This window comes from Maribacter spongiicola (genome assembly GCF_004364165.1).
GTDB classification, from domain to species: domain Bacteria; phylum Bacteroidota; class Bacteroidia; order Flavobacteriales; family Flavobacteriaceae; genus Maribacter; species Maribacter spongiicola.
Map to the genome: position 1 here is coordinate 82,173 of NZ_SOAY01000013.1, position 22,314 is coordinate 104,486.

Sequence of the window (22,314 nt, forward strand, 5' to 3'; positions counted from 1 at the left end):
ATGGCCAAGGAAAAACTAGAAGTTATTAAAGAAGCCAATCTAAATAACAACTGTCCTGAATGTTTTAATCAAGATCTGAATCTTACTTTTTACCAAAAACATACATACGGTAGCTTCTTTCATAAAATTACAGGAGAACTAAGCAATAAATTAGTTTGCAATACCTGCCACTCTACTATTTACCCTGTTACCTGGACAGATGATATTGAACGCATGTTCAACTACTATCAAAAAACAGTTATACCCGCTAAAAAAACATCTAAACCAACGATGCTTTTTTACAGCCTTATTTTGGTGCTTATTGCATTAGTTGCAGCAGTAATCTATGTATTTATTTCTGGCACTATTCAATTTTAGCCCCAATCTCCTCGGCTAGTTCTGCAAGTTCTTCATTACTTAATTTTACCTTATACTGAAAAGTTGCCTCTTTCATTTCATTTAAAGGAATAAGATGTACATGTACATGTGGAACCTCTAAACCAATAACCGACATACCCACACGCTTACAATCCACAGTTTTTTCTAAAGCTTTACCCACTTTTCTAGAAAACAACATTAACTGCATATAAGTTTCTTCGTCAAGATCCAAAATCTTGTTTGTCTCTTTTTTAGGTATGCACAATGTATGCCCCTTTGCATTTGGATTAATATCTAAAAAAGCTAAGAAATTCTCATCTTCAGCTACTTTAAAACATGGAATTTCACCATTAATTATCTTCGTAAAAATCGTTGGCATACTCTTGTTTGTTTAGTGGGAATAAAAAATCCTACCCCGCAAAAGGATAGGATTAAATATAGTTATTTAATAAAATCTAATCTCTGGTAATTTCAAGAATTTCAAACTTAATGGCTCCGCTAGGCACAACAATTTCTGCAGTGTCGCCTACCTTTTTACCAAGCAGCCCTTTGCCTATAGGTGAATTCACAGAAATTTTACCCGTTTTAGTATCGGCTTCGCTTTCTGCAACCAATTTATACGACATTTCCATACCATTAACTTGATTTTTTATTTTTACGGTCGATAACACCAAAACTTTAGATGTATCTAATTGAGATTCGTCAATTAAACGTGCATTGGCCACCGTATTCTCCATTTTAGCAATTTTCATTTCTAAGAGACCTTGCGCTTCTTTTGCAGCATCATATTCTGCATTTTCTGACAAATCACCTTTATCTCTTGCTTCGCCAATTGCTTGAGACGCCTTTGGGCGCTCAACATCTCTTAAATGATTTAGTTCTGCCTTCAGTTTTTTTAACCCTTCGACAGTATAGTATGATATATTACTCATTACTTCCTCGTTTTATAAATAGACAAATCCTCTGCAATTGCCTATTAATTCGGCTTTTTAAGCGAGGATTTAACACAAATATACATAATTTTTACGCACATTTGCTGAAGTTTTTTAAAACAAAATTGAAGTAAGATGAACAGATTAAGTATCCTTATTCTATTGATTATCACGGCATGTAGCAATGATGGTACAAACAGAAACCCTTATTTGCAAGAAATAAGTTTTCGTTTTGAAGCTAATTTAAATCTTCCTTCCTACAGTCCCCTTACAAATACTGGAAGCGCAGTGTACATTAATAGTGATCTTGCCGGTACTAGAGGTGTTTTTGTGATCAACTCTGGTTTCGATCAATTTAGAGCTTTTGAAGGCAGTTGCCCAAATCATGCACCAAACGATTGCTCGACCATGGTATTAGACGGTCAGATTGCAATATGCTCATGCGACGATTATCGCTATAGCCTATTTACCGGTCAACTATTGAATACGCCTGAAGATGAAAATCGTTATTATGACATGTTAGAATACCGTGCCAGTTTTAGTGGCGGTAGTGTCATTATCTCCAACTAAACACTATTCTTCCGCTCGGTATTTATCCATTATTTCTTTGAACAATTCGCCCGTACTTGGCGGAGTATAGGATATTGCGTTTGCGCCAGCATCAATGGCGGCAACTATTGTTTCTTCAGTTTTACCACCTGTTGCAATGATACCAACATTGGCGTCTAAATCTCTAATCCTTTTAATGATATCGGCTGTTTTACATGCTCCAGAAACATTAAAAATATCAACGCCTGCAGCTAGTCTTCCTTTAAAATCATCTTTCTCTGAAACTACGGTAATGGTAACTGGTATATCTATTTTTTCTTTCAATAACGTGATAAGACTATTGGGTGTAGGTTTATTTAAAACTACACCCAATGCGCCTTGAAACTCGGCATGTATTGCCAACTCTAATGATCGGACACCTGTTGTTAACCCACCACCTACTCCGCAAAAAATAGGTTTGTCGGCAGCTAAAATCAATGCATTTGAAATTACAGGTTGCGGGGTAAACGGGTACACCGCAATAATTGCATTGGCATTAGTGTTTCTAATAATTGCCACATCTGTACTAAACAGAAACGACTTTATCGATTGACCGAAAACTCGAATGCCCGAGCATTGAGATATTACTTCTGGTACCGTTACTATATTGTTTCTTAACCTACTACCAAAAATCGGAATATTGCGATCCATAACCCTGAATATTAATATTCTAATTTAGAATATTATGCTACACTCCGAACTTTTTAAGCAAACATTTAAGACAAATTTGTAACGGAAAGAATCCAGCGAAATCCTTAAAAATTTACTGTAGCCCCTAACAAAAAGTTAGTGCCCGCCTGCGGATAATAACCGGCTCCTTCAATGGTAGTAATGGTATCAGGTACCGAAAAATCATCATCATAGGTAAAGAAATACCCATTAGACACATATTTCTTATTGAATACATTGTTTATCAAGCCCGAGAATACAATACTTTTTAAAAACCCATTACAGTTAATAGTATATTGCATATTTAAATCGCTCTGCGAATACGCATCTAAAACAGAATTTTCAGAATCTATATTCCCCATATACTGCTTGCCAACATATTTAGATAAAAAGGATACCTGAAAATTTTCATTAGCACTATACGTGAATATATTGCCTATAATCAGATTTGGTGAGAATGCAATATTCGTACCGCCTAGTTCTTGTAATTCGCCATCTCTCTCAAATACAAAATCTTGGTTTTTATTGGTGCTTACCGCAATATTTGGTCTTATAGAGAATTTTTCACTTAATATTATATTAGCATCTACCTCTAAACCTAAACGGTAACTTTCACCTACATTTTCACGTAATGGTGCACCAACATCGTTCAAAGCGCCTGTAAGTACCAATTGATCTTTGTAGTTCATGTAATAAACGTTCGTGTTTAATTGAACTGCCGAAGAAATATAACGCCATCCCAATTCAAAATCATTTAGTTTTTCTGGCTTAGGGTTTCCACTTTCGTAATCATTTCTATTTGGTTCTCTATTGGCAACCGCATACGAAAGGTAGAAATTATTATTCGTGTTTAAATCAAATGTTACACCAGCCTTCGGGTTGAAAAAGTTAAAAGTATCATCGACCAAACCAGTTTCATTACCATTCGCTTTATACCCAACTGTTCTATATTGCAAGTCTCCGTATAACGACCATTGATCTGTTATTTGGTAATTTGCTTTTGTATAAATATTGAAATCTGTTTTTGATGAGCTGTCATCATAATAACGGTCTCTATAACTACTATTACTAGCATATCTAGCCCAAATAATCTCGCCAAAGTGATCACCTTCATATTTATTGAAACCACCACCCATTATTAAATCTAGCCTATCTTTCTTATAATTTGCAGAAAATACGGTACCGTAGAAATCATTATCTAACCAACGTCTTCTAATAAGATCGGTCGTATTTACTTCTTCACCATCTACAATAATTGGTTCAAAACCATAGGTAGAAAAATCATCGTCTTCTTTATACTGCTCAAAGAAACCTCTACCTCTGGTATAGTGCAAAGCGATATTCGTACTCCAGAAATCTGAAATTTGTTCATTCCACAACAACTGTGCATGATCTTGCTTATAATTGTCTACCTCGTTATCATAAAACTGGGTATTACCGTCTACATCTGTATAAATACCTGAAGGATTAAAAGTTCTATCCGTTTCTAAAGTTTGGGCATCTATACCGTACCATGCTTGATACGTAACCTCATGACCGCCAAAAATCAGTGCTTTGACCAAGGTATTATCGTCTTTATAAGCTCCTTGTAAGAAATAGGAGTCCAAATCTGCACTGGCTCTGTCTATGTATGCATCAGAATTAATTTTAGATAATCTACCCGAGATTTCTACATGGTCATTTAAGAGTCCTGTACTAAATTTCAGATTATTTCTTAAGGTATTAAAACTACCAAAAGAAGTAGATATTTGTCCGTATGCATCTTGTGAGAATCCGTCGGTCAACAGATTTAAACTTGCCCCAAAAGCACCTGCACCGTTGGTAGATGTACCTACACCACGCTGTAATTGCAAGCTTTCTGTTGAAGAAGCAAAATCTGGCATGTTTACCCAAAAAGTACCTTGCGACTCGGCATCGTTATAAGGTATCCCATTTATAGTTACGTTTACTCGTGTAGCATCGCTACCTCTAACTCTAATACCTGTATAACCTACGCCAGCACCTGCATCTGTTGTGGTTACTACAGATGGTAAAAAATTCATTAAAACAGGAATATCTTGCCCTAAATTTCTAGGTTTAATATCCTCCTTTATGAGATTTGAAAATGTAACCGGAGATTGCTTGGTTACCCTAATTGCTGAAACGAACACTTCGTCTAGCACTACTTTTCGACCCTCTAAAGAGTCTGTTTCCTGTTCTTGGGCACAGACACCCATACTTAGCGCCAAAGACGCTGCAATTGTGAAAATAGATAGTTTCATCCGTAAAATAATTACGAATAAAAGGGGCTATTATTCTAAAGTTAAAATTGATTTTTGAGCAACTACGCTCTATTTCCAAAAGACTACATATGACCAAAATGTCCATATTACATCTTATTCCAAAAAATTAAAATAAACTTTTTGGATTATCCCTTGGCAGCATTACCTGCCCAGGTTCTTTGGGTATAATCTCAGCTTTGTTCTTAATATAGAACTCGGCACCCCTTTGAGATGCCGCAAATGTAATGCACATAATTCATCTCTCATAAAGAAATTTAAAAAAATAACAATGTGTTTAATTAACACGATTTTAAAACTTATTTACAAGCTTTTATCGTACTTATATTACCTATTAATAGCTACATGAATTCTACGAAAAATAAGTTCACACTTAAAATTACCATAAGCTACCTACTGCTAATTATTCTAGGGGTTATAGCTTCATATTACATTTACTCTGAAGTTCAAGAATATATTGCCACAGAAACAACTACAGAAAAAGACAATAAGCTTCTTAAAACCAACTCTTTTCTTGCCCAACTGTATGAGGCAGAGAGTCTTTCTAAACTTGCATTACAAACAAAGAGCAAAGTAAATTTTACGGCTTACGAGCATAAAATCGACTCGCTTTACACGAATATTGAAGAATTAAAGACCTTAACAGAAAGTGATTTCCAGCATGGTCTTTTAGATAGTCTTCGCTCTCTTTTAAATAGAAAAGTTACCAATATCAATGCCTTACGCTCCATTAGACTTAAAAATCAAACGGGCACTGCTATAAATTCTGCCTTGAAAGAATTTGATAAACTTGAAGAATCTTTGGGTATTATAAAACCCGAAGAATTGGCTCCAAATCTTGACGAACTATCCCCAAAAGCGCAAAGTACCATCAAAAAAGTAGCAGACTACTTAAATGCAAATGTGCCCGAAGAAGGTAATGCACAACAAAAAGCACAAAAGATGGATAGTGTTGTTCAGGTTTCTAAAAATCTTTTAAAAGATGTGCAGCAAGAAAATACCCAGAACGAAAATTCTTTAGCCGTTCAAGAAACCAATATTAATAGAACCGACATTGAACTCTCTCAACAATTGAGAACCATACTTTCTTCTTTTGAACAAGAAATTATTATGAACAGCTTAGCAAATTCAATAAAAAAAGAAAGTTTGTTAAAAAGAAGTATTCGACTAGCCGTTATTGCCGCCATTCTCGGCTTTTTGGTGGTTGCCATTTTTACATTTATATTGAATCGAGATTTTTGGAAAGCTAACCTTTACCGCGATAAACTAGAGAAAGAAAAAGCGTATTCAGAATCGCTTTTAAAAAGTAGGGAACAACTGATCGCTACTGTAAGTCACGATTTAAGAACCCCGCTGAACACTATAAGTGGATACGCGACCATTATTGAAGAATCTAACGACACAAAAAAGAATAAAGAATATATTATACACATCAAATCTGCTACAACATATGTGAATAATTTAGTGAACGACTTACTTGATTTCTCGCAGTTAGAAGCCGGTAAAATGGTTGCCAAGAATTCTACTTTTAGATTGGATAAATTAATACAAGAAAGTTCTAGAAATATAGCATCTCAGTATACAAGCAAAGACATTGAACTAATTTTAAAGTTAGACGATTCTTTAAAACAACCAATACATTCGGATGCTTTTCGTTTACGTCAAATTATTTCAAACTTATTAGGTAACGCTTTTAAATTTACAGAAAAAGGATGCATCACCTTAACCGGCAGAGTTACAGAATCAAAAGTGCTTATTCTTAAAATAACCGATACAGGCATAGGTATTTCTAAAGAAAAACAAGAGCTTATTTTTAAGGAATTCACTCAAGCAGAAAGCGATACCGATAAGAAATATGGTGGTTACGGATTAGGACTTACCATAACTAAAAAACTTACAGAACTTCTAGAAGGGAAAATTTTATTGGAAAGTGAGATTAATAAAGGAAGCACCTTTACCCTACATATACCCATCGAATTTAGTCAAAAGCCTGAGCAGGTAGCACAAGAAAATACTGTATTAAGTAATTTAAAAATGATTGTTTTTGACGACGACACTTCTTTCCTAAAACTTATTGGAGAAATGCTAAAATCTGAAGGAATTGAAGCTCGACTATTTTCAAACTTCAACGAGTATAAACCTAATGAAAATTTCGATTTTGATGTCGTTTTGACCGATATAGAAATGCCCACGATTACAGGTTATGAAATAGTTACTCTGCTGAAATCTGGAGAATTTAAAAATTTTATTAACCAACCGATTTTGGCAATGACCGGGCGACGCGATTTAACTTTAGAACATTTTACTGAACAAGGTTTCTCTAATCTTATTCGTAAGCCTTTTTCTAATACAGAATTATTACAAAAACTTCACGTTCTTTTCAATAATGCAAATGAAATTATCCCTGCCAAAGATACTCGCATAGCCACTGATTATCAGCAACTATATAGCTTGAATACCTTAAAAATGTTTTTGGGTGATGACCAAAATGCTATTGACGAAGTGTTACTTATTTTCAAAAAAGACACCAAAGAGAATGCTCTTTTAATTAGTAACGCAGTGGCTACTTTTGATATTTTACAAGTAAATAAAGTAGCTCATAGAATGCTGCCTATGTTTCGACAACTAGAGATTAAAAATGCTATTCCTATTTTAGAGACATTTGAAACTTTGAATAGCGATGATTTTTCTGATCAACAACTCAACGCGAAAAACATAGAATTACAAAAGGAAATTAAGAAGCTATCAGAAATGCTTTCGAAAGAAATAGCTATAAATCCAAATCATAATAGTTGATTCGATTATACAGTGTTTTTCTTGTAACCTGTAGTAGTTTAGCTGCTTTCGATTTATTATAATTAGTGCGTTTTAAAGCATTTACAATTTGTTCTTTTTCAAAATCTGCCTTTGATAGGCTCCCTATTTCTGCTGTTTCTAAAACCGGACTCATCAACTCCGATGGTAATACCTTTGCTTCCACCCTATCTGAAGTAGATAGCAAAACTGCTCGCTGTATTACATTCTGTAATTCTCGAATGTTACCAGGCCAATGATAAGCATTGAAAATATCCCAAACCTCATCAGAAAAATCAAGAATTTGTTTATTCAACTTTTCATTGAACTTACTTAAAAAGTGAGACGCTAATACCGATAAATCTCCGTGCCTGTTTTTTAAAGCAGGTATTTGCAATGAAAACTCATTCAAACGATGATACAGATCTTCACGAAAAGTGCCTTTTTCAACTGCGGCTTTTAAATCTTCATTTGTGGCAGACAGTATTCGAACATCAACCTCTATTTCGGTATTACTGCCTATTCTTTTTATTTTTCGCTCTTGTAACGCTCTTAATAACTGTATTTGGTTCTCATATGAAAGATTACCCACCTCATCTAAAAACAAAGTTCCACCGTTGGCAGCTTCAAAGCTTCCTATTTTATCCGCTACAGCACCTGTAAAACTTCCTTTTATATGTCCGAAGAACTCACTTGCAGCAAGTTCTTTTGGTATTGCCCCACAATCTAGTGCGATAAATGGCTTTTCATTTCTTGTGCTTTTTTGATGAATGGCTTTCGCCGTAACCTCTTTACCAGTTCCACTTTCACCAATGATTAAAACCGACATATCCGTAGGTGCAACCAAAATAATATGCTCTTCTAATTTTTGGGTTGCCTCGCTATTTAGCACTAATTTACCAGAACGAACTTCACCCTCTTTATTGACTACTTTACCCTTAGAATTTTCAGGTATTTCAAAAGGACTCTCTTTTGAAGATACTGGTTTTGAATTTAAAGCACCATCAATAACCGAAAGCATCTGATCCGGAGTGAAAGGTTTAGAAATATAATCGTAAGCCCCCATTTTCATTGCTTTTACAGCTGTAGAAACTTCTGCATACCCTGTCATTACAATGACAGGAATCTTTCCTTTTAACTCAGACACCAATTTAATTCCGTCATAATCTGGTAACCGCAAGTCTGTAATTACTAATTGAAAATCGTGTTCTTTTAATTGTTTTTCGCCATCTAACCCAGTATGACTTAATACTACATCATAACTATTTCTTGCTAAAAACTTTTGAAGCATTTGAGCGAATGAAGTATCATCTTCAATAATTAGAATTTTAGTCATAGATAGTTTGGTGTTCTTAGTATCTACGTAAAAATACCATAAGCCGACTATTTGTATTTTAAAATTATCATAAAGGTTTTATACCATTCATTTAAAAAAAAACATAAAAAAAGGAAAGAATAGCCTTTAGCTATCCTTTCCTGACCAAACCAACTTGAACAAACAAGTTTCTCTATAATTACATATCTATCCAATTACCTTCTTCATCTGCATACACTGTACCTTGTGTACCGTCTTCAAGAGATAATACCAGCTTATATTGTTTCTTTTCATTTGTATACGCCTTATCTAGATTTGCCGTTGGAAAATTCTTAGATACTGCATCTGTTACGGCTTGAGGCACTTCTGCAACCGAAATCTCTTCGAAATCTTCCGTTACTATTGAAATCTCATTTACTTGGTTATGCTGAATTCCATTTTCTGAAACCAATACATCTTGTGCATTCATTGCAAAACCTCCTATTGTCATCGCTCCTAATAAAAATAAAGTTTTCATCTTTTTTATATTTAAGTTAATAATACATATCAATACTATTAGCTAAGAAAAAAGAATGCCAGAAAACTTCAGAACAACATATAGATTGATTTTCAATACCTTACAGTTATTTCAACCTTTTAAAACTTGAGTAAAACTGTATCTTTACGGTATTACTGTATAATTTTTACCCATTAAAATCATCACCTATTCAGCAATTTTAGAACTTAAATAAAGACAAAAAAAAGGAGCTGCAAATTGCAGCCCCCCTCAAACCACCTATCAAACTCTTGTCTTAAAATTCTAAATCAACACCTCAATCAATTCAACAACAACTAAAATTGGCAATGCTAATCCTGGGGATTATTTCAAATACAATTATCTGGTGGCACCTTCATAGTTAACGGTTAGTGTTTACGCGAAAGTGATATTTTAATTATTTATTTCTCCAAACATAATTTTGATATTACACCTAATGAAAAAATCAAAACTGTGCTTAAAACTAAAATAAATACTAATGTGACCATTGTTTCATAACTTGCTTCACTTATTTAGACACAAGATTTTCTGATAGGTCACATTTTAAATAAAAAAAAACTGCATTTTGCAGTTTTTTTTATTCCTGAGTATTAATCAGATTACTTTTTAATGATCCAATTGCCGTACTGGTCTATATATACGGTTTTTCTTGTTCCGCTTTTAAGTACCATTATTAATTTGAATTCTCCTTTATCATTTTTAAAAGCAGCGCCTAGTTTAGATGTTGGGTATTGCTTTAATATTTCTTCAATCACCGGTGGTGTTAATTCGCTCGATTTAATTTTTACGTATTCATCTGCCGCTTTAACTACAACTACTGTTTCGACTATGTCGAAGCTAGTTTTTGCTGCTGCGTTAAACATGATTCCGAAAGTCAAGAATACTATTAATGCGTAATTTTTCATGCTAATAATTTTAATCGTTAATAACTCTAAATCTTAAAATACTTACGGAGTAATCTTACATATGGATTATTACTTAACGAAATTTTAAAATTTTAAACTAAAAAAAGCTGCCTAGGCAGCTTTTCATAAACAACTAATTCAAACTTATAATTATTACATTTCTAACCAGTTACCTTCTGCATCTGCATAAAGTACACTAGAAACTCCATCTTGTGTAGTAATTTCTAATTTATAATTATTTTCATCATCAACGTACGCTTTACTCAACATTGCACCTTCATAATCTGTTGCTAAAGCATTTACAATTGGTGTCGGTAAATCAGAAGCAGCAACTTCTGTATAGTCTTGTAAAAAGATATCTTCCATTATACCATCGTGAAATATAATTGGGGTAGCTGCAGTACCTATTGTTAAACTACCTATGGCTAAAGCTGTGGCAAAAACTAATTTTTTCATATTTATATATTTTAAATTAAACATTCTTGTAAAGTATATTAGGAAAATTGTGCCACTAAAAAATATTCCCACCAATAACAGATAAAATGCTCTATATCATATAATTACATTTTTTTAGGTATTTTGAACTGTGGGTAAAAATGTGTGTAAACAAAAAAAGTGTGTAGAAACTACACACTTATTGTACTATATAATATGTTATTATCTAAGCTTGATGCGAATCTTTCAAAAGATCAACCACACTTTTTACAGGATTAAAGGTTACCAATGGCACTTCTACAAAGATTGTATTCCAAAATGCCATAGCTCCGTTCCATAATCCTGGAAGTTCAAGAGCCTTTAATTCTTTACCGTCTTTAGTTTTACCTGTAATAAAACCTTGCTTTTCATCAACAAACTTTAACAGATCATATTTCTCACCTTTATAGTTACGTACCGCACATACCAAATCTACGGGATTAAAATGCGTAGAATTCTTTAGTAAGTCTGCCTGCTGTTGATCATCCATATCTATTTGGGCAGATTCTATTATCTGTAAAGAAACTTCACCTTTACCATTGGTCACCCAAAAAGGACCACCACCTGGCTCACCTTCATTTTTAACCATACCACAAATACGAATTGGTCTATTAATCTTATCTTTTAATACGGATATTTTTTCGCTGTTAGATTTTGAATCAAAGTCATCTGAGAAACGAACGTTCAGGTTTGTAACCAAAAAGTTTCTGACTTCTTCGATTTGCGCATCATCTACATCGCCCTTATCGAGTAATGCAGCATATTCGAATGCTTTTTCTTGCTCTTTTAGAAGTACACCTGCCAAAACCTTTTTACTATCGGCAACTGCTTTAGCATCTTTCATTACGGCAACGTTATCAATATTCTTTATAAAAATAACATCGGCGTCTTGCTCATTTAAATTTTGGATCAAGGCTCCATGTCCTCCTGGTCTAAACAACACCGAACCATCTTCATTTCTAAATGGATTATTATCCATATCAACCGCCAAGGTATCTGTAGATGGTTTTTGAAAAGAATAGTCTACGTTATATGTAATACCGGTATCTGCAGAAACTTTTGGTCCAGAGGATTTAAACTCCTCTCCGAACATTTCTTCATGCTGTTCTGATATCGTAAAATGTAAATTAGCTTTTCCGTTAGAGCCTGCATAAAGAGCTCCTTCTTTTAAATGTTCTTCAAAAGGAGTGGCTGCAGAAGCTTCATATTTATGAAATGGCAATAATCCCTTTGGATAAAAACCGTAGTTCAATGCATTCTCGCCTAATAGTTCAGTGATAAAACTAAAAACCTTCTCTCCCTGAGCATCAGATCTCACAGCTATTCTATCCATCACCTTTTGGTAAAACGGAAAGCGTTCTAATCCTTCAGAGAACTTCTTAATATCGTTATCATTAGTCCTAGTCAAATAAGCTTCTAAAGTTTCTTCACTTGGGCTATAAGCACCTAAAAAACTAAATAACGCTTTAAACATTCTAGAAGCTGCACCAGAAGCCGGTACAAATTTTAAAATATCAAGATCTTTTAATTTTGAATCATAAAACGAAATAAGCTCTTTCTCTTCTGCATCAGAGAATTTTAGAATACCATTACCGATTACGGCTGCATTCTCTAATTTTACAAAAGGTATACCTTCTTTGAAGGTGTTGATATGACTCAACATTTGCTCTTTTGAAATTCCTTTTTCTGCTAATTGCTTAATGTCTTTATCTGTAAGTTCGATCATTTATGTAATAAGGTATCTATATGGTTAATGGCTTTTTCTAAACGTTGTTTTTTGTTCCCCTTCAAGGTAATAAATTTTTTACCGTATTTTTCTAAAGTGTCTTTAAAATAATTGAACATTTCCTCCCTTTCATTCGGCTTATCTCTTAGGTCGTCAGCTTCCCACGGGATATCTATATAAGTCAGCAAATAAAGATCATAAGTATTCTCTAAGGCATATTTTTCTAATACTGGATCACAGTCACCGATATAATATGCCTCCGAATATACTTTGGTTTCCAACAAATCAGTATCGCAAATAAGAATATCTGTTGCTTTTTTCGTCAATTTATTCTCCATTCTCATTTGCCCTTCGGCAATAGGTAATAAATCATGTGGTTCACATGTTTTTCGCTCATTATTCCATTTATCCTGTAGATAATCTCTAGCATATTCGGGCACCCAAACGGTATGGTAATGCCTTGCCAATTGTTCTGACAAGGTTGTTTTACCTGTAGATTCTGGTCCGAAAAGAACCACTTTTAAGACATCTGAAGGTTCTTGTCTGTATTTTTCTTCCATGCATTATACCCGTAAAAGGCCAATATTGTAAAAATGAGATACTGAAAACTAGTAAACGTAAATCCTTTATAAAAGTATAATGGAATAGATATTAAATCTCCAATGATCCAATATATCCAATTTTCTACTTTTCTCTTGGCCATCAGCCACATACCCACAAAAAATATTGCTGTTGTTATGGTATCAACATAAGCCGTCCAACTATTCCATTTATCAAAAACTTGATACACCGTAAACACAAAAATGATCGTAACTACAAAAATGAGAGCCGATGTAATATGTTCTTTTTTAGTTACTCGGGTAATAGGTGTGTAATGTTCCGCATCTACTTTTCTTGTCCATATATACCAGCCATATATACTCATCGTAAAATAGTAGGCATTGATCATCATGTCACCTAACAACCCCCATTTTAAGAGTAGGTAGACGAATATAGATGTACTTACCAAACCTGTAGGGTACACTAAAATTTTGTTCTGTTTGGAAAACCAAACCGATAACAGTCCGAAAATGACCGCTACAATTTCTAGAATAATATCTAAAGTATCATAATCGGAATATTGACCAAAGAGATAATCAAAAATGGGGCTCATAGTCGCTTCTATCAGATTTAACTATTTTCATGAATAGGAGTCCGCGGTCCATCAACTCAAATGCTATTTTAATTTCGGTATTCAACACGTTCATTACTTCATCATAAGAACCAAATACTTGCGTGCTTAACGGATTCTCTAAAACGGTTAAGCCACATTCACGCAGTTTTTTAATAAAGTTTATAATGTGCTGCTCAAAATCGTCTTGTAATGGCGAAAAGGTCAATTCAACTGATATATCCATTTATAGTATGCTATATTTTATTCTATTCTTTATCTCTTGTAGCGTAAACGCAGGTAAACTTTTCAAATTCTAAAAACCTAATCTTAAAGTTCGATAAATTTCCTTCGAAAATAATTTGTGCCGTTGTTTTATGGTCATCAAACTTAAAATCTTGAACATCGATATGATGTAGAAAACTAACGCCCCTATGACCATATATTTTATAAAGCGATTCTTTAGCTCCCCATACAATGGTCAACTTTCTAACTACTGCTGCAGTATTTGCCAATGTTTTATACTCTTCAAACGGAGTAAATTTATGTGCTATTCGTAAAATTTTGTCACGCTGCATTTCAATATCAATACCTACATGTTCAGCTGAACTGATGATGATACCCGTAAAATTATGAGAATGTGTTATCGATATCAACTTTCCATCTTTTAAATGGGGCTTTCCGTTTTCATCATAGATTAGATCGGCATCTGTATAATCATATTTAGCAAGTAAGTGCCTAATACTCAAGAAAGCCTTACGATGGAGTTCAGATTTCATACCGTCAAATCGATTTTGACAATAAGGTGTGAGCTCAATACCTGTCCAAAGGTTTTCTTCTGTCTCTTCAACCTTCCAAATTGCTAAGGAGGTTTCTTCATTTACTGTTATAGTTTTGTAAAGCGGCATGGGATTCTTAGTGTTATTCGTACCTTTGCACGAATTAAAAATTGCTGTACACAGATTAACGAAAGTATAAAATAATAAAGATATGAGCACGAAAACTATTCCGTATGTGCCTTATAAGGTTAAGGATATATCCCTTGCTGATTGGGGAAGAAAAGAAATTGAATTAGCAGAAGCTGAAATGCCAGGTTTAATGGCACTAAGAGAAGAGTACAAAAATGAGCAGCCTTTAAAAGGTGCTCGTATTGCAGGTTGTCTACATATGACAATACAAACTGCTGTACTTATAGAAACATTGACTGCCCTTGGTGCTGATGTTACTTGGAGCTCATGTAACATATTTTCTACCCAGGATCAAGCTGCTGCAGCTATTGCAGCTACAGGCGTGCCTGTTTATGCTTGGAAAGGAATGAACGAAGAGGAATTCGATTGGTGTATCGAACAGACTTTATTCTTTGGTGAGGACAGAAAACCATTGAACATGATTTTGGATGATGGTGGTGACCTTACTAATATGGTATTGGATAAATACCCAGAAATGGCAGGAGAAATCAAAGGTCTTTCTGAAGAAACCACAACTGGTGTTCACCGTTTATATGAGCGTGTAAAGAATGGAACATTACCGATGCCAGCTATAAATGTTAATGATTCTGTTACTAAATCTAAATTCGATAATAAATACGGATGTCGCGAAAGTGCTGTTGATGCTATACGTAGAGCTACAGATACTATGCTTGCCGGTAAACGTGTAGTTGTTGCAGGTTACGGTGATGTTGGTAAAGGTACCGCGGCTTCTTTTAAAGGTGCTGGTTCTATTGTTACCGTTACTGAAATTGATCCTATTTGTGCGTTACAAGCTTGCATGGACGGATTTGAAGTTAAAAAATTGGAAACCGTTATTGGTAACGCTGATATTGTAATCACTACAACAGGAAATAAAGATATTATTAGAGCTGAACATTTTGAAGCCCTAAAGGATAAAGCTATCGTTTGTAACATTGGTCATTTTGACAATGAAATCGATATGGCATGGTTGAACAAAAACCACGGTAACACTAAAGATGAAATTAAGCCTCAGGTTGATAAGTATACTATTAACGGTAAGGATTTAATCATTTTGGCAGAAGGTAGATTGGTAAACTTAGGTTGTGCTACCGGTCACCCTAGTTTTGTAATGAGTAACTCATTTACAAACCAAACATTAGCACAAATAGAGCTTTGGAAAAACAGTGCTAATTACGAGAATGATGTTTACATGTTACCTAAGCATTTAGATGAGAAGGTTGCAAAACTTCACTTATCTCGTTTAGGAGCTGAACTTACAGAGTTGAAAGATTACCAAGCCGATTATATCGGTGTTACTGTTGAAGGTCCTTTCAAACCGGAGTACTATAGATACTAAAACTTTAGTTATAGAAACTAAAAAAGTCCTGATAAATATCAGGACTTTTTTTATGCTTTATACTTTCTTCGGATTAGTTATTTTCTGCCAACATACCCTCTAAATAGTAACAATCTGTTTGCTCTTTAATTTGAGCTAACCCTTCTTCTTTAGAGCTTAACGGATTAATTTTTACTTCTTTTCCGTTTGGCATATAAACAATATAAAATCCTTCTTCAAAAGATGATAATTTTATAATCTCACCATTTGGCCTTACAGCGTTCCAAGACTTTTCACTTGGCTTATAAACTAAATCAATTTTTTTCCCTTTTTTAGGTCCTTCAACCACTGTCACTTGCATTCTATTTTTAGTAGCAGTCATTTCAAAAGTATTACCATCTCTTTCTACCATTTGAGTCTCTGACTCTCCTTCTTCCATGGCTATTGGGTTAGAACCACTCCAAAATTCTATTACGTTGAAGATAACGGCATCTCCAAGAAAGAATAATCCGTATACCGGAATTATATTTAAGCCCCAAAACACCAAGTTATTTACAAACTTACTATCGGACACTCCTTGGTTCCAGTCTTTTAAATTATTAAATGCACTAAAGGACCCTAGGCAACTAGAGAACAATAATGTACTCGCCATTGCAACACAGATAATTGATTTTTTCATGATATGATTTGTTTAGAATTAGTTCTGCAAAATACCTGAAGACCAACCGTAAGGTTTCTCCTATACATTTTATTTTTGACGGTATCCGTTCTAAAGAAAAATCAAATTTGAATAGTAAATTGTTGTTACAGCTATCCAAATTTACATACCTCTCTCTAAACCTTCGTTCCATTTTCTTACGAACTCTTCTGACCAGGCATCCCAACCTATTGTACTCAATGTCCAAATGGTAACACCTATTATAATCACATTTAAGATTACACCTATAACAGCTATAATTTTACTTTTCTTTATCGTAGAAAAATTACTAAAACTTTCAGGATTCATTTTATAAATACCTTCAGATTTAGATGCTAGATAATAAGAAATTATTGCAGGTATTATACCAATACCACCAAAGCAACAAATAAAACAGCTCAAAATAGCCAGCAGGTAAATAATTAAAGAATTAGGTAGTTTTTTAGTTTCCATACAATGATTTAATATATTACCATTTAAAAATATTAAATAAATTTTAATATATCAATTCGTAAAATTTCTATCGATTTACAACAACTTTTGTACTATCGCTTTTCTCTTAACCATGATTTTACGTACTTCGTTAAAAAAATAATATGATACTATTTGTTGACATGGACGAGGTAATCGCTGATACCTATGGCGCCCATATAGAACTTTACAACACTGAATTTAACGGAGAACTAACAAAAGATTTATGCTCGGGTACAGAAGTATGGCGTATGGTACCAGAAGCGCACCAAGATAGTGTACGAAAGCATGCTACTAGAAGAGGATTTTTTAGAAATTTAAATCCTATTGCCGGTAGTCAAGAAATATTATCTCAACTTGCTGACAAACATGAAGTGTATATTGCATCTGCAGCAATGCAATTCCCAAATTCTTTAGAAGAAAAAAGTGAATGGCTAGATGAACACTTTCCTTTTTTACCCTGGCAAAATAGAATCCTTTGTGGTCACAAACACATTCTAAAAGGAGATATTTTGATAGATGACCGTAGTTTTAATCTAGAGAATTTTGATGGTAGAAGCCTTCAATTTACTTCGCCCCACAATGTAAACACCGAGGGGTTTGAACGAGTGAATACTTGGTTTGAGATTGGGGAGAAGTTGTTGTAACTACTATAAATTATTTATATTTAAAGTGAATCACTTTGTTAATTACATTCTTACCCTATGGCCCATCCTAAAATTAAGAACACAATAACAGTTACAGATCAGTATGGCCAGCAGTTAAACCTATCTAAAAGGCAGATTCTTGAAATTGATGAACTCACCTATAAGCAGCTTAAAGATTATGCATGGAGTATTGATCCAGATTATGATGAAAAAATAGAACGCTGGCGCTATTATAAGGCCATTTACAGAAAATTAAATGTTAAACAAAGAAGTCAATTTAGAGAAATAAAACAAAAGTTAAAAAGTAATTACGAAAAACAAGATTTTGAAAAAAGAAGATTTGAAATCAAAAAAAAGGAATACGCTTCTTTAAAACTGAGCGATAATGAATTAGTAGAACTTCAAGAAATACTTCAAAAAAGTCAATGGGAAACGAGTGATAAATCTGGCTATAAAGTAGAAGATTATACAGTAAACCATAGGCGTAAAATATATTTAAAAATAGCCCATGAAAAATTAAAAACTTTTCTAAACCAAGAACAATTAAAAGAGTTTTATAAGGTAGATCAATTAAATGAAGATTGGATTCTAAAAGGTCAAATAGAATTGATAGTTAATATGAATGAATCTCTAAATTTAACAAACGAGCAAGCCGAGCTAATTTATAATTACAGAGAAAACAAAACCAGTAAAGATTCTAGTGGAGAAATTTTGAGCGAGTTTGAAGAATGGGAATTAGAAAAATCTTTTAAAAAATCTATATTAAGCGAACAACAATTTAAGAAATATATAGAATGGCAAGAGCATAATGAAAAGCTTAGAATCTCTTATTTCGATGATGAGAACAATGGAAAAATTCAAAAAATAAAAGAAATTGAGAGTTATTTAGATTACCTAATTAAACAACACTTACCAGTTTTATGTAATTGGCGAAAAACTATTGAAAAAGAGATTCCTAATAATATTAAGTTAGAACTAGAAATTTTACGGAATACTTATCAAAACGATTTAAAAAAAAACTTATCGGAGCATTTAAAAGCTCACAAAAGACATAAAAGAGATTACGTACCGAAAGGAGAAATTCTTATAAAGTTAGAATTCAAACAACGAGCACTCATACCTGGGGTGTATTGTCTAAATAAAAAACAAAAAACTCTTATCAATAATCTTTCAAAAAAATTGATTAAACTAATCGACAATAAACAAATAGAATTAAAGGATTTATATATTAAAAAGCATAATTTTTATATTGACAATTACGAAGAACATGGTGGTACTTACGGAGGTTCCTTAACGGTTATCCGGAACAACGAGCCGAATACTAACATTGAATTAATCAATACCCTACTTCTACATCCACAACCCTCCAAGAATATAGAATTTTCTGACTCTATTTAAAATAATAGAATAAAAAACCCTCTTCATTGCTGAAGAGGGTTTTTAAAATAATTTGCTTAAAGCTTATGCTTCAAAAGGTTCTATAGAAACAAATGATTTTCCACCAGCTTTTTTAGTAAACTTTACTAAACCATCTACACGTGCGTGTAATGTATGGTCTTTTCCTGCGTAAACATTTTCACCAGGATTGTGTCTTGTTCCACGCTGTCTAACGATAATGTTACCAGCGATTGCAGCTTGACCACCAAAAATCTTAACTCCTAATCGTTTTGATTCTGATTCTCTACCGTTTTTCGAACTACCTACACCTTTTTTATGTGCCATTGTCTAAGGTTTTAAATATTATTATACTTAATGGTTTAGCTTATTTAGCCACACCACCATCTAATTCATCTTGCCATTTCTGTAACTCGTCCCATTTACCATCAGCAGCTAATTGTGCTTGCTTTGGCCAAGTGTCAGTTACGTGATTTCCACGAACGTCAGCAATAATTTCAGAAATTTTAGCTGAGTCTGTTTTTGCTAATTCAGCAAAAGTAGAAATACCTGCATTGTTTAAGGTCTCAGCAATTTTTGGTCCGATACCTTCAACTTTCTTTAAATCATCAGCTTTACCTGTAGCTTTTTTTGCTTTTGGCTTAGCTTCAACTGGCGCTGCTTTAGCTTCTTCTTTTTTAGCTTTTGGTTCAGCTTTCTTAGTTTCTGCTTTTTTAGCTCCTTTAGAAACAATTGACTCGATTACAATCTCTGTAAGAGACTGACGATGTCCATTTTTCTTTCTGTAACCTTTACGTCTTTTCTTGTGAAAAACGATTACTTTGTCACCTCTTAGGTGCTTAACGACTTTAGCCTCTACTGCGGCTCCGTCTATAGCCGGGGCGCCGATAGTAACGTTCGATCCATCAGCCAAAAGAAGTACATTGTCAAAAGTGACTTTTTTACCTTCTTCTACCTGTAAACGGTGAACGTACACTTTCTGGTCTTTTGCAACTTTAAATTGCTGCCCTGCCATCTCTACAATTGCGTACATATTGTTAAATGTAATGATTAAACCTGATGGATTTTTTCCATAGGCGGGTGCAAATATAGTTGTTAATCGTGAATTTACAAGTGTTTTTTACGAATTTTACGCACTCTTCATACTTCTAGTGTTCGAAGTCTTAAATAGTTGCATAAAAGATAGCGTTAATACCAAGCTTGTAGTAAAACCCATTACTGCAACCACTAAAAATACTATAGCCTCAAAACTACGATATGTATTAGCCCACTTGGTAGATAATTCCTCTAAAAAGCCCGGCTGTAGCTCTGTTGAATACACCGCAAAAAACAAGGTAAATATTAAGGTTGCCACTCCACCAGTAATTAAACCTGCCATAAATCCGCCAGCATACGTAAAGTCATCTGCCTTTTTTATTTTGTAGTATTTAATAGCTTCATAAATGGCAAAGCCTGTTATTACAGCATTAAATAGACTATAAAACACATTTACATGTAGTCCAAGTAATGACAAGATTAAAAAATAAGCGATTAAAGAGCCACTGGCAGCGACGCCAAATCTAATTGGTAGAGCATAGTTATTCATAACGAGTATATTTTTTTGTTTAGACTTTTAAGATAAACAATAAACAACTATTAATTCAATTTAATCTGTTAAAGAATACTTATATTGAAGATTGTTCTTACAAAAATTATTATTTATGTAACAAATTGCACATAACAGACACTAATTGAACAGAACAATTGAACACTAACTAAAAATAGTTTAAATGAAAATGAAATTACTACTGGTTTCGGCAGTATCCTTTTTTGGATTTGCCGGACTCGCACAAGAGGTTGCTTTTGAAGAGTACAACTTAGACAACGACCTACACGTTATTCTTCACCAAGACAATACCGCACCTATTATCTCAATTTCGGTTTTATACCATGTTGGATCTAAAGATGAAGATCCAAAACGAACCGGATTTGCACATTTTTTCGAACATCTTCTTTTTGAAGGCACCGAGAACATTGAAAAAGGACAATGGGATAAAATAGTCTCTTCTAATGGCGGATCAGGTAATGCTACTACCAATGAAGATAGAACTTACTATTATGAAGTTTTTCCTTCAAACAACCTAGAACTAGGACTTTGGCTTGAATCTGAAAGAATGCTTCATCCTGTTATCAATCAAAAAGGGGTTGACACTCAAAATGAAGTTGTTAAAGAAGAAAAAAGACTTCGTGTCGATAATTCACCATATGGCAAGTTTATCGAAAACATAAAGAGAAACCTTTTTAATAGCCATCCTTATAAAGAAACGGTTATCGGTAAAATGGCAGATTTAGATGCCGCTACCCTAGATGAATTTATAGCGTTTCAGAAAAAATTCTATTCTCCTAACAATGCCGTATTAGTTATTGCTGGCGATTTTGAGAAAGAAAATGCCAAAAAATTAATTTCAGATTACTTTAAGGACATTCCAAAAGGAGCAGAAATTGCAAGAAACTTTCCAAAAGAAACTCCTATAACATCAGAAATTAACGCAAAGGCTTACGATTCTAATATTCAAATACCTGCTACTATGATCGCTTATAGAACTCCCGGTCTAAAAAATAGAGACAGCCAAGTACTAGAAATGATTTCTACTTACTTATCTGACGGTCCTTCTTCTAAACTTTATAAGAAAATGGTAGATGAAGAAAAGCAGGCCTTACAAATTGGCGCAATACCAGTTACATTAGAAGATTACGGTATGTATATCGTTTTTGCACTTCCTGTAGGCGAGACTAGCTTAAGCACACTTAATACCTCTATTGAAACAGAAGTAGAAAAATTAAGAGATGGACTTATTTCTGAAAATGATTATCAAAAATTGCAGAACAAGTTTGAAAATGAATTTGTAAACAGTAATTCAAGTGTTGAAGGTATTGCTAGTTCTTTAGCTGAATACTATATGTTATACGGAGACACTTCTTTAATAAATAAAGAAATAGAGGTTTATAGATCTATTACAAGAGAAGAAATCAAAGAGGTCGCCAATAAGTATTTAAAGCCTAACCAAAGATTGGTTCTAGAATATTTACCTGAACAAAATTCTGCAAACTAAAAA

25 protein-coding genes are annotated in these 22,314 nt (G+C 33.8%); 7 read left to right on the forward strand and 18 right to left on the reverse strand.

The genetic code is table 11. The features are described from left to right. Complete coding sequence (locus tag CLV90_RS15145) at positions 1-357, forward strand: hypothetical protein (protein ID WP_133688360.1); 357 nt, start codon at positions 1-3, stop codon at positions 355-357. On the opposite strand, the gene CLV90_RS15150 is transcribed toward CLV90_RS15145, so the two are convergent. Further along, positions 344-736, reverse strand: a complete 393-nt coding sequence (locus CLV90_RS15150) for an HIT family protein (protein ID WP_133688361.1) — start codon at positions 734-736, stop codon at positions 344-346. The two genes, CLV90_RS15145 and CLV90_RS15150, sit on opposite strands and share 14 nt — an antisense overlap. Before the next feature lie 76 nt (positions 737-812). Then, entirely contained in the window at positions 813-1,289 is a 477-nt protein-coding gene (gene greA / locus CLV90_RS15155; protein WP_133688362.1) for a transcription elongation factor GreA, read from the reverse strand. A 135-nt stretch (positions 1,290-1,424) separates the two neighbouring features. On the opposite strand from greA, the gene CLV90_RS15160 reads away from it, so the two are divergent. Next, positions 1,425-1,859: a Rieske (2Fe-2S) protein gene (locus CLV90_RS15160; RefSeq protein WP_133688363.1), complete on the forward strand. Its 435-nt coding sequence runs from the start codon at positions 1,425-1,427 to the stop codon at positions 1,857-1,859. A 3-nt stretch (positions 1,860-1,862) separates the two neighbouring features. Here the strand turns inward: CLV90_RS15160 and CLV90_RS15165 are convergent, their stop codons facing one another. Beyond that, positions 1,863-2,528, reverse strand: coding sequence for a hydrolase (locus CLV90_RS15165; protein WP_133688364.1), 666 nt, complete (start codon positions 2,526-2,528; stop codon positions 1,863-1,865). 104 nt (positions 2,529-2,632) lie between these two features. Further along, a complete protein-coding gene (locus CLV90_RS15170; protein WP_133688365.1) occupies positions 2,633-4,807 on the reverse strand; it encodes a TonB-dependent receptor in 2,175 nt (724 codons plus the stop codon). A gap of 363 nt (positions 4,808-5,170) precedes the next feature. Between CLV90_RS15170 and CLV90_RS15175 the strand changes: the two genes are divergently transcribed. After that, complete coding sequence (locus CLV90_RS15175; RefSeq protein ID WP_133688366.1) at positions 5,171-7,621, forward strand: hybrid sensor histidine kinase/response regulator; 2,451 nt, start codon at positions 5,171-5,173, stop codon at positions 7,619-7,621. Here the strand turns inward: CLV90_RS15175 and CLV90_RS15180 are convergent. The 9 genes from CLV90_RS15180 to CLV90_RS15220 form a co-directional block, all read right to left on the reverse strand. Further along, positions 7,596-8,954 carry a sigma-54-dependent transcriptional regulator gene (locus tag CLV90_RS15180; RefSeq protein WP_133688367.1) on the reverse strand — a complete coding sequence of 453 codons (1,359 nt, stop codon included), beginning with the start codon at positions 8,952-8,954 and terminating at the stop codon, positions 7,596-7,598. The two genes, CLV90_RS15175 and CLV90_RS15180, sit on opposite strands and share 26 nt — an antisense overlap. Before the next feature lie 178 nt (positions 8,955-9,132). Next, complete coding sequence (locus tag CLV90_RS15185; protein WP_133688368.1) at positions 9,133-9,450, reverse strand: hypothetical protein; 318 nt, start codon at positions 9,448-9,450, stop codon at positions 9,133-9,135. A gap of 617 nt (positions 9,451-10,067) precedes the next feature. Continuing rightward, positions 10,068-10,373, reverse strand: a complete 306-nt coding sequence (locus CLV90_RS15190; protein WP_133688369.1) for a hypothetical protein — start codon at positions 10,371-10,373, stop codon at positions 10,068-10,070. A gap of 153 nt (positions 10,374-10,526) precedes the next feature. Next, complete coding sequence (locus CLV90_RS15195; protein WP_133688370.1) at positions 10,527-10,829, reverse strand: hypothetical protein; 303 nt, start codon at positions 10,827-10,829, stop codon at positions 10,527-10,529. Positions 10,830-11,034: 205 nt separating this feature from the next. Beyond that, entirely contained in the window at positions 11,035-12,573 is a 1,539-nt protein-coding gene (locus CLV90_RS15200) for a DUF4301 family protein (protein WP_133688371.1), read from the reverse strand. Further along, positions 12,570-13,133, reverse strand: coding sequence for an AAA family ATPase (locus tag CLV90_RS15205; RefSeq protein WP_133688372.1), 564 nt, complete (start codon positions 13,131-13,133; stop codon positions 12,570-12,572). Before CLV90_RS15205 ends, CLV90_RS15200 begins: the two co-directional genes overlap by 4 nt. Then, positions 13,094-13,726 (reverse strand): nicotinamide riboside transporter PnuC, encoded by a 633-nt coding sequence (gene pnuC, locus CLV90_RS15210; protein WP_133688373.1) that lies wholly within the window; start codon positions 13,724-13,726, stop codon positions 13,094-13,096. The genes CLV90_RS15205 and pnuC overlap by 40 nt, the downstream gene beginning before the upstream one ends. Then, complete coding sequence (locus tag CLV90_RS15215; RefSeq protein WP_133688374.1) at positions 13,710-13,970, reverse strand: thiamine-binding protein; 261 nt, start codon at positions 13,968-13,970, stop codon at positions 13,710-13,712. The genes pnuC and CLV90_RS15215 overlap by 17 nt, the downstream gene beginning before the upstream one ends. A gap of 22 nt (positions 13,971-13,992) precedes the next feature. Next, on the reverse strand, positions 13,993-14,631 hold the full coding sequence (locus CLV90_RS15220) for a 4'-phosphopantetheinyl transferase family protein (protein WP_133688375.1): 639 nt from the start codon (positions 14,629-14,631) through the stop codon (positions 13,993-13,995). 82 nt (positions 14,632-14,713) lie between these two features. Here CLV90_RS15220 and ahcY point away from each other — a divergent pair, with 82 nt between their 5' ends. After that, entirely contained in the window at positions 14,714-16,030 is a 1,317-nt protein-coding gene (gene ahcY / locus CLV90_RS15225; RefSeq protein ID WP_133688376.1) for an adenosylhomocysteinase, read from the forward strand. 73 nt (positions 16,031-16,103) lie between these two features. Here ahcY and CLV90_RS15230 read toward each other — a convergent pair whose 3' ends face one another. After that, positions 16,104-16,688, reverse strand: coding sequence for a DUF3332 domain-containing protein (locus CLV90_RS15230; protein WP_133688377.1), 585 nt, complete (start codon positions 16,686-16,688; stop codon positions 16,104-16,106). Positions 16,689-16,829: 141 nt separating this feature from the next. After that, positions 16,830-17,159 carry a CCC motif membrane protein gene (locus CLV90_RS15235; protein WP_133688378.1) on the reverse strand — a complete coding sequence of 110 codons (330 nt, stop codon included), beginning with the start codon at positions 17,157-17,159 and terminating at the stop codon, positions 16,830-16,832. A 143-nt stretch (positions 17,160-17,302) separates the two neighbouring features. On the opposite strand from CLV90_RS15235, the gene CLV90_RS15240 reads away from it, so the two are divergent. Then, complete coding sequence (locus CLV90_RS15240; RefSeq protein ID WP_133688379.1) at positions 17,303-17,824, forward strand: 5' nucleotidase, NT5C type; 522 nt, start codon at positions 17,303-17,305, stop codon at positions 17,822-17,824. Positions 17,825-17,881: 57 nt separating this feature from the next. Beyond that, on the forward strand, positions 17,882-19,222 hold the full coding sequence (locus CLV90_RS15245; RefSeq protein WP_133688380.1) for a hypothetical protein: 1,341 nt from the start codon (positions 17,882-17,884) through the stop codon (positions 19,220-19,222). Positions 19,223-19,285: 63 nt separating this feature from the next. Here CLV90_RS15245 and rpmA read toward each other — a convergent pair whose 3' ends face one another. From rpmA to CLV90_RS15260, 3 genes are all read right to left on the reverse strand, one after another. Next, a complete protein-coding gene (gene rpmA, locus CLV90_RS15250) occupies positions 19,286-19,546 on the reverse strand; it encodes a 50S ribosomal protein L27 (RefSeq protein WP_073240841.1) in 261 nt (86 codons plus the stop codon). A 40-nt stretch (positions 19,547-19,586) separates the two neighbouring features. Next, positions 19,587-20,252 (reverse strand): 50S ribosomal protein L21, encoded by a 666-nt coding sequence (gene rplU / locus CLV90_RS15255; protein WP_133688381.1) that lies wholly within the window; start codon positions 20,250-20,252, stop codon positions 19,587-19,589. 96 nt (positions 20,253-20,348) lie between these two features. After that, positions 20,349-20,804, reverse strand: a complete 456-nt coding sequence (locus tag CLV90_RS15260; RefSeq protein WP_133688382.1) for a DUF4199 domain-containing protein — start codon at positions 20,802-20,804, stop codon at positions 20,349-20,351. A gap of 184 nt (positions 20,805-20,988) precedes the next feature. Between CLV90_RS15260 and CLV90_RS15265 the strand changes: the two genes are divergently transcribed. Continuing rightward, the gene (locus CLV90_RS15265) at positions 20,989-22,311 is read left to right on the forward strand and encodes a M16 family metallopeptidase (protein ID WP_133688383.1); all 1,323 of its coding nucleotides are present in this window, start codon (positions 20,989-20,991) and stop codon (positions 22,309-22,311) included. The last annotated feature ends 3 nt before the right edge of the window (positions 22,312-22,314 follow it).